15 protein-coding genes are annotated in these 12,531 nt (G+C 52.7%); 10 read left to right on the top strand and 5 right to left on the bottom strand.

The window, feature by feature from the left end:
- The first annotated feature begins 22 nt into the window (after positions 1 to 22).
- The 8 genes from HMPREF3039_RS03525 (at position 23) to HMPREF3039_RS03495 (ending at position 6,777) form a co-directional block, all read left to right on the top strand.
- Positions 23 to 370 carry a hypothetical protein gene (locus tag HMPREF3039_RS03525; protein ID WP_067571934.1) on the top strand — a complete coding sequence of 116 codons (348 nt, stop codon included), beginning with the start codon at positions 23 to 25 and terminating at the stop codon, positions 368 to 370.
- A 36-nt stretch (positions 371 to 406) separates the two neighbouring features.
- Complete coding sequence (locus tag HMPREF3039_RS14305) at positions 407 to 958, top strand: hypothetical protein (RefSeq protein WP_167506699.1); 552 nt, start codon at positions 407 to 409, stop codon at positions 956 to 958.
- Between the two features lie 84 nt (positions 959 to 1,042).
- Complete coding sequence (locus HMPREF3039_RS03520; RefSeq protein ID WP_067951931.1) at positions 1,043 to 2,197, top strand: hypothetical protein; 1,155 nt, start codon at positions 1,043 to 1,045, stop codon at positions 2,195 to 2,197.
- Positions 2,198 to 2,210: 13 nt separating this feature from the next.
- Complete coding sequence (locus tag HMPREF3039_RS03515; RefSeq protein WP_067571938.1) at positions 2,211 to 2,966, top strand: hypothetical protein; 756 nt, start codon at positions 2,211 to 2,213, stop codon at positions 2,964 to 2,966.
- Positions 2,967 to 3,067: 101 nt separating this feature from the next.
- On the top strand, positions 3,068 to 4,117 hold the full coding sequence (locus HMPREF3039_RS03510) for a DUF4339 domain-containing protein (protein WP_067951929.1): 1,050 nt from the start codon (positions 3,068 to 3,070) through the stop codon (positions 4,115 to 4,117).
- Positions 4,118 to 4,210: 93 nt separating this feature from the next.
- Positions 4,211 to 4,672: a lysozyme inhibitor LprI family protein gene (locus HMPREF3039_RS03505; protein ID WP_082770041.1), complete on the top strand. Its 462-nt coding sequence runs from the start codon at positions 4,211 to 4,213 to the stop codon at positions 4,670 to 4,672.
- Positions 4,673 to 4,696: 24 nt separating this feature from the next.
- Positions 4,697 to 5,584 carry a hypothetical protein gene (locus tag HMPREF3039_RS03500; RefSeq protein WP_067571942.1) on the top strand — a complete coding sequence of 296 codons (888 nt, stop codon included), beginning with the start codon at positions 4,697 to 4,699 and terminating at the stop codon, positions 5,582 to 5,584.
- A 62-nt stretch (positions 5,585 to 5,646) separates the two neighbouring features.
- Positions 5,647 to 6,777, top strand: coding sequence for a UvrB/UvrC motif-containing protein (locus HMPREF3039_RS03495; RefSeq protein ID WP_067571944.1), 1,131 nt, complete (start codon positions 5,647 to 5,649; stop codon positions 6,775 to 6,777).
- 83 nt (positions 6,778 to 6,860) lie between these two features.
- On the opposite strand, the gene HMPREF3039_RS03490 is transcribed toward HMPREF3039_RS03495, so the two are convergent.
- The 5 genes from HMPREF3039_RS03490 to hisI all read right to left on the bottom strand — a co-directional run bounded on the left by HMPREF3039_RS03490 (position 6,861) and on the right by hisI (position 10,101).
- On the bottom strand, positions 6,861 to 7,124 hold the full coding sequence (locus tag HMPREF3039_RS03490; RefSeq protein WP_147549440.1) for a hypothetical protein: 264 nt from the start codon (positions 7,122 to 7,124) through the stop codon (positions 6,861 to 6,863).
- A 204-nt stretch (positions 7,125 to 7,328) separates the two neighbouring features.
- Positions 7,329 to 8,027, bottom strand: coding sequence for a 16S rRNA (cytidine(1402)-2'-O)-methyltransferase (gene rsmI / locus HMPREF3039_RS03485; protein ID WP_067571948.1), 699 nt, complete (start codon positions 8,025 to 8,027; stop codon positions 7,329 to 7,331).
- A 31-nt stretch (positions 8,028 to 8,058) separates the two neighbouring features.
- Positions 8,059 to 8,574, bottom strand: coding sequence for an LPS assembly lipoprotein LptE (lptE, locus tag HMPREF3039_RS03480; RefSeq protein WP_067571950.1), 516 nt, complete (start codon positions 8,572 to 8,574; stop codon positions 8,059 to 8,061).
- Positions 8,575 to 8,593: 19 nt separating this feature from the next.
- Complete coding sequence (locus tag HMPREF3039_RS03475; protein WP_067571952.1) at positions 8,594 to 9,544, bottom strand: outer membrane protein assembly factor BamD; 951 nt, start codon at positions 9,542 to 9,544, stop codon at positions 8,594 to 8,596.
- 65 nt (positions 9,545 to 9,609) lie between these two features.
- Positions 9,610 to 10,101, bottom strand: a complete 492-nt coding sequence (hisI, locus tag HMPREF3039_RS03470; protein WP_067571954.1) for a phosphoribosyl-AMP cyclohydrolase — start codon at positions 10,099 to 10,101, stop codon at positions 9,610 to 9,612.
- 86 nt (positions 10,102 to 10,187) lie between these two features.
- On the opposite strand from hisI, the gene HMPREF3039_RS03465 reads away from it, so the two are divergent.
- Both HMPREF3039_RS03465 and HMPREF3039_RS03460 read left to right on the top strand, forming a co-directional pair.
- A complete protein-coding gene (locus HMPREF3039_RS03465) occupies positions 10,188 to 11,156 on the top strand; it encodes a hypothetical protein (protein ID WP_067571955.1) in 969 nt (322 codons plus the stop codon).
- Positions 11,157 to 11,191: 35 nt separating this feature from the next.
- On the top strand, positions 11,192 to 12,265 hold the full coding sequence (locus HMPREF3039_RS03460; RefSeq protein WP_067571957.1) for an ankyrin repeat domain-containing protein: 1,074 nt from the start codon (positions 11,192 to 11,194) through the stop codon (positions 12,263 to 12,265).
- Positions 12,266 to 12,531 lie beyond the last annotated feature (266 nt).

Raw genomic sequence — 12,531 nt, 5'->3', positions numbered from 1 at the left:
AAACAACAGCATCCTACACGTTATGAAAAAAACCATCACCGCCGCATGCGCGCTCATCCTGACTCTTGCGTCAGCATCCTGCCAGAAAAGTACAACGGAACAGTTCCTGAACATGCAGGAAGAGATGATTGAGCTTATGGAAGACATCAAGGATCAATCCAGCGCCAACAAAGCGGCAGAAAAGATTGCCAAACTCCGGGCAGAATCGAAGGAACTGGAAAACTCCATGTCCCAAGAAGAGAAAAAGAAAATGTGGGATATGGAAGAATATGGAAAGCTTCTGTTTAAAAAAGAACCCGTAAAAAGGGAGCTATTTCAGAAAGACTACTATGGTTCCTACGAACTAAGGCAGGCGATGTACGGAATGTAACTATTCCGAGGGACAATATTCGCAACAGCTCCTACTATGTCCAGATTTCCCATTTCATTGAGACAGTGCGGCATCTTATCAGTTGCTCCGGTGGCTCTGTTTTCGGTCTCCTGCTCCCCCATTGTAGCGGAATATACCTACCGGGGAACAGTAACCGGCACAAGTGGAAAGCAGACGCGTGAATTGACCGTCACAGAATATCAGGATGGAATCGTTTCAGGTAAATTGAGCATACCATCATCCCCAATCATGGAACCGTCCTCCTGCGGGAGCATTGGCGGAAGAATCGACGGCAGGCGGATTGAATTCCAGCTTACATCACTGGGACAATCCTACCTAAGTGCCAAAATGGCCACCATGAGCAATGCAGGCACTATTGTTGCCTACATAGGGAATATTTCCGGCAATCGTCACAGCATCAGTGGAAAATGGCATGCGGCCAATGACCGGAGTTCTTATCTTCGGGGTGGTTCGTTCTCCTTTCACCTGACCAGGAAAAACGGCAACCCCGTTGCCAAACCCAAAACCGCTCCCGCAGGAACTGATACGACGAAGATTGAAGGAGGCCCTGACGGATGGACGATATAGTAAACGTTTCAACTAGGAATCTCCACGGCATCAATCTGGCGGCAAGATAAGCTTGATACTCCATTCCCTTCCATCTCCTGAACCATGCACCTGAAGGATTCCCATATACCCCCCTCACCGGATAATGCGGCGGAATCACAAACAGACTTGCCGCCCCTGCCCTCTGCGGGCACGCCTGAACCAACCCTGCCGGAAATTCCGTTTCCTCCGCCTCCGGCCATCCCCGAACCGTCTTTGCCGGAAGTGACGCTTCCTCCGCCTCCGGCCACCCCCGAACCGTCTTTGCCGGAAGTGACGCTTCCTCCGCCTCCGGCCATCCCCGAACCGTCCCTGCCGGAAGTGCCCCTCCCTCCGCCTCCGGTCACGCCCCCTTCAAATTCCGGGCAAAAGAATCAATTAAGCTGGCTCATTCCGGCAGCAGTAGCCATCCTGGCAGCAGGCGGAGGCTTAAGCTACTATTTGCACACAGAAAAAAAAGCCTTTGCGGAACAAACCGTTCAGTTGGAAAAAGATGCTGAGGCCTTGTCTGAAACAATAACTCTTCTGCGTCAAAAACAGGAAGAAGCCCGGAAGGGCAATCAAACCAAACTCCTGAAGGAAAAAGAAAATAGCCGCCTTCTGGAAACATTGCAAAAAAAGGAAAAGGCCGTGGAACAAATCCGGCAAAAGCACAACTCCGTGCTTGCTGAACAATCCAACGCCACAAAACGCATAGAAGCTCTGGAAAAAGAATTGGGTGCAATTACCCGGAATAATATCGGAATACCAGGGAACTCCGTGGAACGCGTCAATAGTTCCACCGTCAAGCCCCCCATCATCAACCCGCCTTGCCCGGAAACTGACAAAAGCCTGTTACAAACCAGCCTTGCCTACCTAAGGGCACGCAAACAGGGAACTGCCACCGCTCTTGCCGATCACTTTGCCCCCTATTGCAATTACCAGTACGCCAACAATCGGGAAGTTTCCAAGGAAATAGTCATAAATGACGTCCGGAAATTCTGGAATAAATGGCCCCAGCGCAATTATCGCCTCCTCGAAGTGGCCTACAAGAATAATCACGTGGAAATTATTTACATTTATAAGTATGCCGGACAGAGAGGCCGCAGCCTCCAAGGATACGCCAAAGAGATATGGGAGACCAACTCTATCGGGCAAATTATCCATTGGCGGGAGGAACTCAATTCAAAAACGCCCCCAGCCGCCTCTGAAGGCTACCGCATCATATCCAAAAATAATTGAACGTCCTTTCCCCATGAAAATCCCTATTCTCTCCTTGGTTCTAGCTCTCTCTCTGGGTTTTCCGGGATGGTTGTTCAGGTCATACGGACAAAACCGGGAACAATGCCGGCATGCCGGGCAGAAAATCGCCGCCCTGGAAGAAGAAAAATCCTCTCTGGAAGAACAACTTAACAAACATTATCCGAATACCCAGAACCCTGATGCCCGTTCCATTTTGGAGAAACAAGAGGAATATCTTAAGCGGCAAATACTTAAGCAGAATCAAAATCTGGACACACTGCAGCGTTTCCTGCAGGAAAGTGAATACCAACTTCGTTTACTGAAAACAAAGGAACAGGAGCTGAAAGATCTGCTAGAGAAAAAGAAAAAGGAGGCGGCCAGCATCATTCATGCCCCGCAATCCATCGCCGGAGCTACCATTACCATTGAATACAAACTTGAAGGAGAAGATAACGTTTTTGAAAAAACGCTCAAATCAGGGGAATACTGGATTAATAAAGGCAACTATATACCTCAAAGAAATACTGCCCTGATCTCTTTTGAGTACTCCGAACAATTTAACGCCCAAAAAGCCAGGAATTGGATCATTACCAGCGCCAGTTCTTTTAAAGAGTTGATGAATGATGACAAGAAACACCTGGCCGCCATCACGTTTACCGGCAGAAGGGGAAACACATACACGGGCATTATCGAGGGGTATATGGTGACTAACATAGGACAAGAAATCGGACTTAGGCTTGTCCGCATTACCATTACGCTGCCGCAATAAAAAATGGCTGATGCAGAATCGGCATGAAACCGGATCTCTTCCTTCCACCCAACATAGTCTCCAAGCACTTTTGCAACCAATAGATACACACCATTCACACCATGATGAACGAACCAGATAAGACATACTATTATGCCCAAGCCGGCGGTCAGGCTACAGGCCCTGTCAGCAAACAGGAATTGCGCGACCTGCTGGAACAGGGAGCCATTCACGAATCCACCCATGTCATCCAGAAAGGTGAAAAACAATGGAGCCGTTTGAGTGATATCCTCCCCCCTCAACCGAACAATCAGGTTACCCAGTCCGTTTTTGAAAATATTAAAGAATCAGATAAGACGTACTATTATGCCCAAGCCGGCGGTCAGGCTACAGGCCCTGTCAGCAAACAGGAATTGCGCGACCTGCTGGAACAGGGAGCCATTCACGAATCCACCCACGTCATTCAGAAAGGGGAAAAACAATGGAGCCATTTGAGTGATGTCTTTCCTCCTCAACCGGAGCCCCAGATTATTCAGGCCACTTCCAGGCAATATCAAAAATTCCATGCATTTTCCCAGGGAAAGCTAAACAAGGACTTTCTTTCAATTTTATTGGATACTTATGTTATTGCCGCCAAAAACTTTTTATCTGTTCTCCTGGCCGTTATCCTATGGATTTTGACCATCTGGATTCCATACATCCATATAGGAACCACGATCGCCATATGTAACCTTCCGTTGGATTTGGCTAAAGGAAAAGTTATTTCCCCAACATGTATTTTTGCCAAACGCTACAGACAATTCTTTGGAGAATTTTTTATCATGGTTGTCCTCATGGAAATCGGAATAATAATTGGTTTGGGCCTGTTCATTATCCCCGGCATTGTCCTGGCATATTCATGGATGTTGGCTCCACTTCTTTTGCTGGACAAGGGGGTCAATCCCACAGAAGCGCTGACACTGAGCAATAAATATACTTATGGAAACAAGTTCTCCTTCTTCCTCACCTCAATAGTTCTATTGATATCGTTTGCAATTCTCCTCGGAATCATCTCCCTTATCAGTTCTGAATTGAGTATTATCATTTCCATTCTGTTTGCTCCGGTAATAGGCATCTCTCTTATTGCAGCTGTTTACAAAAAACTTGTTCCCTTAAAAACCGAAGAGGCTTGATTCCCCCAGCAACTTATCCGGAAAGAGAATACATGCCGGGAATTCTCCGAAGATTCCAATATTAAAAAAAATGAGACATGACTTTTGTGAACGATGAAGACGATGCCTCTAATATTGCTGCTCATTTTTTCCGGTAATGTTTCAAAGGGAATCCCGGAAGAACAGGGAAACAGACCAGTTGCCGACGAGCAGGGACTGACGGTGCTGCTCAAAAAATCCAGTAGTCCAAACAACGAACAACAAGCCAATAGAATCAGGGTGGAACTCTGGTTCTATTGGGAAAAAAGACTTCAACGGGTTTACCAACGCTTGCAGCAGCATTACGCGCTCCGTCCGGAACTGGCAGAACCGTTAAAGATTTCCCAGCAAGCGTGGCTTACCGCCAGAGATACCACCATGCATGCCTATGGCTTTTGTCTTAAAAAAGGAAAAGAAAACAAGAAGGAAGACGGATGGTTCAAAGCCAATATGAACATCATGATCATTGAAATGACTGAAACACGCTGCCGCATTCTGGAAGAGCTGCTCGCCATCATTCAGAGCTGTGATCTTTAATTGACGTTACTCTCTCCACATCCCATGACTCCTCTTTCATTGCTGTTCCTGCCTGTTATTGCCGCCGTCTGCGAAGCCGGAGTACGCGCCGCAGATATCGAAGCCCCCAATTCCATCAACGGCGCAGTAATCAACTTGTACGGGGAATTATATTATCCGGGCGATATTATTATTGAACAATATGAACCCGGGGAAAACACCGCCCGGGTGATTCTAGAGTTAGAGTATTACCTCAGTACGCACAGATTCTATGAGTGGGGATATTCAAGAATTACCGGAGCAACGACACAGGAAGCCCATGGCAGGCAAGTAAAACCGGCTCTTATTACCTTTACCCGCCGGAAAGGCCGGGTTTATTCCGGAACCATTTCGGGACATATATATCAATACTATAATTATAAGGGGAAAGAGTCAGAAGATAGTCACACTCTGAAAGATGAAAAAATTGAATTTATTTTACCTGACGGCAACCGGCCTGTGACGAGCAACATCGAAGGGCCGGAAATCCTGAAAAAAGGCTCTATCCTTCAGATTCAGACGGATAAAAGAACCCTCACCTGTGAAATTGGAAAACATGGCGAGGTAGACTACTACTTTCCAAACAGGAATGGAAAAGAAGCCAAAATTGATTTGAGCTTGAATCCGGAACCTGGGAACCCGGATATTTTCCTTCATTTTTCCGCCTCGGATGCATGGGACGAGCCCTGTTTTTGCGCATATGGCAATATCGTTGAAAAGGCTGTTTTTCATACTCCCAGTCCATATATCGTATTCACGGAGAAATTATCCGATAAGATCTATAAAGGCTCTTTTTTCGGCTATTTATACGGATACACACAAGATCATCAGATGCCTCGCTGGACATTCAAATTCAAGGAAAAGCTGCTCAGTATCACCATCATTCTTCCATAATCCTCCAATCGCGCCTTCTCTTTAAAAAGATATAAAGCCAATTAATAATAGTACCCGTTCCCATGAATAAATACCCATTACATTATTATCCAATTTCATGGCTCCTGTGCGTCTGTCCCGCCTTTTCTCAGAAAAAGGTAAAACAGCCCCAATTCCTGAACGGAGCAATCAATGTCATCCGAGTTACTCTGTTCGTTTTCCTCCTCATTTCTTTTCCCGTACCGGTATCGGCGAAAGTTCCCCCGGAAGCACAGATGCTGGAATTAATCTTCCAGGAACAAGAAAAGAAAATAAACGATGCAACCTTTGCCAAGTACAAGCCGGAGCTCACCAAGCTCATGAATGAATGCGTCAGGAACGAGGATTTTGAACAGGCCAAGCATATCAAGGACATTCTTGAACGAAAGGTTTTTCCCGGCATGGAAAAAGAGAAGGAAGACGATTACTCGCACTTCATCGGACAATGGGAAGAACTGGCCGGCGGATATGTTTATTTAAGCCGCTTCGACGGAAAGCAGGCTCAGCAAAAATCCGGTAATTCCGAATGGAAAAGCAAGGGAGGAATCGACAAGGATTCTTCATCTTCCGATATTATAAGGATCAATGAAACCCAGGCGGTATGGTTCTATTGGATCAAAGCGGATCGCGACGACCGGATTTTCCAAGTCAACCATGCCACTAAACTCGTTTCTCTTCTGAAACGGAAAGGCGGCCGTGAAAAAGAAGCAGGCAACCCCGCCGCCTCGTCTTTCCCTAAATTCGACCTTCTTTCTGAGAAAATCCATGCCGACATGGAAGTCGGGAAAGAAAAATTGGCCCGCCAATATGCATCCGCCCTTCAAAAAAAGAGTAAGGAATGGGGTATTTCCGGTCATCTGGAAGCGGCTATCTGGGCACGTAAACGCGCTCAGGAATTGCAAAAGGAAAATAACAAGGAATCACAACAGGTGCAGGAAATTATCGGAACATGGGATTTCCCTTCAGGCACTATTCGCATCAAGGACCCGAAAGAATTCCGAATGGAGGAAGAAAACATGACGTTCGAGTACATACGTTCCTTGAACGGCAGTGCCCACTTGTTCAATATTCGGGAAACCAAGCGGAAGAAAATAGTAGCCAGGGTTAACAACCTGCTTCTCATTATTCCTTACGACTGCCGCGGACCGTTCCGGGAAGGAACGATGAAGCCCTGATTTTTCATAAGAAAAAGCCTCGCCGTTCAAGGAGACATTTTCCAGAACGTATTCCGGGAAGGCGATCAACCAGTATCCGTCCTCTATCGGGATAATCCAAACTCGTCTCCGTCAGCTAATGATTTCAGGGTCATCAGCTTGGGCTGCGCTGTGTATTCGCGGCCCTTCTTTACCAGGCCGCCGGAACTGACCAGGTTCTGGAGCTTTTCATAAATCCTCAGCCTCAGGATTTCCTCGCCGCCCAGGGACATGTGCTTCTCCTTCATCACGACAACGGTACGCTGAAAGATTTCATTGAATTCCAGCATGCCAGCCTCATGAAGAATGACAATAAGCTCGTCAGTCACCAAATCGGGTGCTTTGCGCGAGGAACGTGATCTTCTATCCTCAAGCATGATGTTAGAACACTATCATGACACATTTCGAGGGTCAAGTCGATAAGTCCGGCGCGGTTTTCCGACACCCGGTGCAAGAAAAGAGGGGACCCGGCTGCCAAAACTCCACATGTCCCGGCCCGTCCTCCACAAGACCGTTCCGGAGCTGCGGGCGGCTCAGGGCAGGCGCGGCGCGTTCACCCCGCCCACCAGCAGAACGATTTCCCCCTTGGGCGGCCGTTCGGCAAATTCCGCCGCCAAACGGAAAGCGGGGCCGCGGTGGTAGGTTTCAAAAGTCTTGGTCAGCTCCCTCGCCACGCAGACGGGTACGTCCGGATCAATTTCCGCCAGCGTCTGCACGGTCTTCACGATGCGGTAGGGGGATTCGTAGAAGATGCTCGTATGGCTTGCTTCAACAGCGCTTTGGAGCATGGCCCCCTTTCTCCCGGATTTGACGGGCAGAAAACCGCCAAAGAAGAAAGCGTCCGTAGGCAGTCCGGACCCCACCAGAGCCGTCACCACGGCGGAGGGCCCCGGCAGAACGGTGAAGCTCACTCCTTTTTCCTTGAGAGTCTGGATGAGGCGGTAGCCCGGATCGCTCACGCCCGGCATGCCCGCGTCACTGATGACGGCAAAGCTCTCTCCGCCCGCAGCGCGGGAGGCGATTTCCGCGGCGCGCGGCTGCTCGTTGTGGTCGTGCATGCTCAGGAGCGGCTTCCGTATTTCGTAATGGCTCAGCAGAAGGCCGGAATGGCGCGTGTCCTCGCAGGCGATGACGTCCACCTTGCGCAGCACGTCCAGGGCGCGCAGGGTGACATCGGCCCGGTTGCCGATGGGAACCGGAACAAAGTAAACGCTGTATTCTATTTCCGCCATGTGAAGGATGCTCCCGGAATAATGCGGAACATTAGCCGTTGGTCAGCATTTCCGCGATGGAGGTTGCCACCAGGCGCGCCGCGTAGGAAAGGGCATTGGTCCGCGCCGTCTGGATGTTGCCCACGTCAAAGAATTGGCTGACTTCCTCCGCCGATCCTTCGTACAGGACTTTCCCCGTCCTGCCGTCCACCACGCGGTATTTGACGGACAGGCGCAAGCCGAGTTCCGAGCTTTTATACGTGTCTTCCCGGGAGGAACGGAGCTGGTCGAAAGAGATGGAGTAAACTTCCCCCTGCACCCGGATGTCCGCATTTCCGCGGGAACTCAGCCGGTAGGTTCCGTCCCTCTGCAACTCATCCGCCAGCGCTCCGGTCACCAGCGTGGCGGCGCGGGGTTCCAGGGAGTTGTTGGCAAACAGGTCCACCTTGACGGTTTGCGCAAATTCCAGTTTGGGCGGCTTGGTGCCCCCCAGCTGGTAACCGCAGGACCCGGCCAGAAGGCAAAGAACGGGCAGCAGGAGTTTCAGGACGGTCCGGATACGGTTCATGATGGAGGAAGGGATTCTGTTACCTGACGGTCACGCCCAGTTGCTTCAGACGCGCCTTCGCCTTGGCGGCGGCGGCGGGATTGGCTCCCCCCTTGGAAGCTACTTCCTGGTAACAGAAGATGGCCGCGTTCGTGTCTTTCATCTTGGTCAGGTAGTATTCCGCCACTTCCAGCTGCTGAGCTATCAGTTCCCTCTTCATGGCGGCCAGGTCCGCGCGGGCGGCTCCGGCCTTCGCGGTGTTCGGGTAGCGCTGCAGGTAGTCTTCATACGCTTCCTGCGCGCGGGCCACGTTGACGTGGTTGCGGTCGCCGTCGGCAGCCGCCTGGCGGTACAGGGTGGCAATCTGGAGCTGGGCCGTGGGGGCCAGCGGAGAGTCCGGATGGTTGTCCACCAGATTCTGGTAGGCTTCAATGGCTTCCTTCATGCGGCCGCGCGTTGCCAGATAATTGCCCAGCACGTTCATGGCCTGCGGGGCGGAAGGCGCATACGGAGCGTTATCCCGCACATGGTTCAGCCATTCCGTCACGTTTCTGGGGTCCATCCGTACGTCGAACATCCACAGAACGCGGTTGGTCAGCGCGCCGCTGGCCGCGCCGAAGGCCATTTCCTTCTGCCGTTCCATGGCCTTGGCATACAGGGGGCTGTCCGGGTGGCGGTCTATCAGCTTCTGGTACTGGTCGAACGCTTCGGCAGGGTCCTTCCTGGCCTCGTACAGTTCCGCCATTCTGAATCTGGCCTGAGGGGCTTCCCGCGAAAGGGGGTGCTTTTCCACCACGCGCTTGTACTTCTTGATGGCTCCGGAAAGGTCGTTTTTCTCCTCCTTCCCCCTGGCTTCCTGCATCAGGGAGATGGCTTTCTGGTCCACCATGCGGACGGTTCCGGGAGGCGGGGGCGCTTCCGAAGAACACTGGCACAGCACGAAGGTTCCGGCCACGGCGGCCATGATGACAAGCGGCTTTTTCACATTCATGACTTTACAGGAGGCAACGAGACCGCGTCAACCCGGTGAACGCAGATTGACGCGCAAAAGAAGAATCAATGGCCCTTGCCGTACACGGCTTCGGCGTCAAAAACCACGCCGCCGTCCGCTTCCCGCAGGGTAACGGGCTGCCCCTGGGGCTGGGCTTTCAGTTCGTCGCCAAACGGGACGGAACGGTAAAAACAGGAGTGGTGCCCGGTGTGGCAGGATCCGGCACCGCACTGGTCCACCAGCACGATCAGGGCGTCCTGGTCGCAGTCAATCAAGATTTGCTTCACTTTCTGCACGTGCCCGCTGGTCGCCCCCTTGTGCCAGATTTCCTGGCGGCTGCGGGAATAATAAACGGCTTCCCCCAGTTCCATGGTCATGCGCAGGGATTCCGCATTCATGTAGGCCAGCATCAGGGGTTCATGGGTCACATGGTCCATGGCCAGGGCCGGAATCAGGCCGTTCTGGTCAAATTTGGGGGCGAATTCCACGCCTTTTTCCACATTCACCTTGCCGCGGTCGGCAAAGACAATCCTGGATGCGATGTCATTTTGTTCCATAACCGGCCCCCTTAGTACATGAAATATTCGGCATATACCAATCTTTTCTGTTGCTCTGACGCAACGAAATGCTTTCATAGAGCGGTATGGCATTCACGGCATCCCAAGCGTTCGACCTGCTCCGCACCGCCTTCTCCCGCAACAGGCTTCCCCATGCCCTTCTCATCGTGGGGGACGAGCACCAGGGCGCATCCCGCCTGATCCTGCAGCTGCTGGAACTGATCAACGGAATCCGGGCGGACCATCTGGACGGCGTGCGCGACGAATATTGCCGGCTGGTGCGCCCCAAATCCAAGTCCCGCCGCATTCTGCGGGACGACATCCGGAGCGTGGAGCCCTTTCTCCAGCAGTGCGCGGCGGAGGGAAAATGGAAGATTGCCGTGTTCATGGATGCGGAACGCATGAATGACGAAGCCGCCAACGCCTTCCTGAAAACCCTGGAAGAACCGCCCAGCCAATGCCTGCTCATCCTGACCACCGCCCAGCCGGACCAGCTCCTGCAGACGATTATTTCACGCTGCGTACGCGTCAATCTTCTGCAATCCGGCGAATTCAGGCTCACTCCCATCCAGGAGGCCCTGCTTCCCCACTGGCTGGAAACCTGCCGCAACCTGAACAACGATCTGGCTGCCCTGGCCTTCCGCAGCAAGTTCCTCGACGTCATGACGGAAGCGAAGGCCTCCATCACCAAAAACATGAACCAGGCCCTGAAAGATGAAGCGAAGGAGGCCGCCCAGGGCACGGATACCACGGACTGGGAGTCCCGCAACAAGGACGCCAACGCCGCCCAGATAGAAACGGAGTACCTGGAACAGCGCAGCCAGGCCCTTGAATTGCTGATCAGCTGGTTCGGGCAGGCGGCATTGATCGCTTCCGGCGCTCCGGGAGTCTCGCCCATCCATCCGGAGGTGCAGACCCTGGCCGCACAGATGCCCGTGAACGAACTGCTGCGGCGCATGGAAGCGCTCAACAAACTGCGGGACGATCTGAACTTCAACATTCACGAGGCTCTGGCCCTGGATGTGCACCTGCTGGCCGCCGTAGGCTCCTCCTGACGGGCAGCCCCCCTTTTTCCCAAACCAACACACCCATGAACACATACCCATGCATCCTGCTCCTGGCCGCCGCTCTTGCCGGCCTGGCCCCCGTTCGCGCCGTCACCCCGGAAGAAGGCAAACAGATTTACGCGGAAGCCAAGACCGGAAAGGCGGAAGCCCAATACCGGCTGGGACTCTGTTACCTGAAAGGGGACGGAGTCAAGCGCAGCCCGTCCCAGGCCAAATTCTGGTTCTCCAAGGCCGCCAAACAGGGACACCGCACGGCGGAACGCTCCCTGCGCCTGATTCCCAAGACGGCTCCTCTGCCCGTGAATCCGTCCATCGACCAGGCCACGCGGGAAAAAAAGAGTCTGGAACTGTACGAATACCTGTACAAGCTGAAAGATTACAGGGCGCAGAGAGAAGTGGTCGTCAAAACACCGGGCCGCGATAGGAAAGGGAAAATCTCCGCGCAGGGGACGGCTCCGGACCTGGCCGTAGTCAGCGCCTTCATCCGCGCCGGGGCGGACGTCAACTATCAGGGAGAAGATACGAAGAATTACAAATCCTGCCCCCTGGCCCTGGCCGTCAACATGGAGTTTTACGAACTGGCGGACCTGCTCCTTGCCAATGGTGCGGACGTCAATGTGGAATTGAAGGAAAACGGCAAGATCGGCAATTCGTTCTCCCTGCTCAGCCGCTATTCCAACGACTATCCTCTTTCCAAGGCGAAATACCTGCTGGAAAACGGAGCCGACCCCGACTACGTAAGGGATTCCGGCTATCCCCTGCTTGTCTGGGCCGCAAGGCACGGGGAGAAGGAATTCGCAGCCATGCTTTTGGAATACGGGGCGGACCCCGACAAAACGCTGACATTGCCGCGCAAAAAAAACTACAAGCCCGGCAACGGGGAAACAGCCCTCTGGGCCGCGGCCAATTCCACCAATGCCGAAGACCCGGACCTGGAAGCCGTCGCCAGCCTGCTGATCCGTTACAAGGCGGACGTCAACCGCCGCGCCAAGGACGGCACGACGGCCCTGGACCGCGCCCTTGCCCGGAAGAGGAATGGACTGGTCCGCATCCTGAAAGCCGCGGGAGCCAAAACTTCCAGGGAATCAGGCAAGTAAGAACGTGCGGCTTCCCGGTCGTCCGCACACTTCCGGAACGCCGCATTTTTCAGGGAAGTCCTTCCCGTCCACTATTTCCACTACCTACACGAACATGAATCGATATTTATCCCTGCTGTTGTCCGCCGCCCTTGCCGGTTTAACGGCCGCTCAGGCCGTCACTCCGGAAGAAGGGAGGCAAATTTACATGGAAGCCAAGGCCGGAAAGGCGGAGGCCCAATACCGGCTGGGGCTCTGTTACCTGAAAGGGGACGGAGTCAAGCGCA

The organism is Akkermansia sp. KLE1798 (genome assembly GCF_001580195.1).
Taxonomy (GTDB): Bacteria; Verrucomicrobiota; Verrucomicrobiia; order Verrucomicrobiales; family Akkermansiaceae; genus Akkermansia; species Akkermansia biwaensis.
This window is presented reverse-complemented; position numbering and strand designations above follow the sequence as displayed.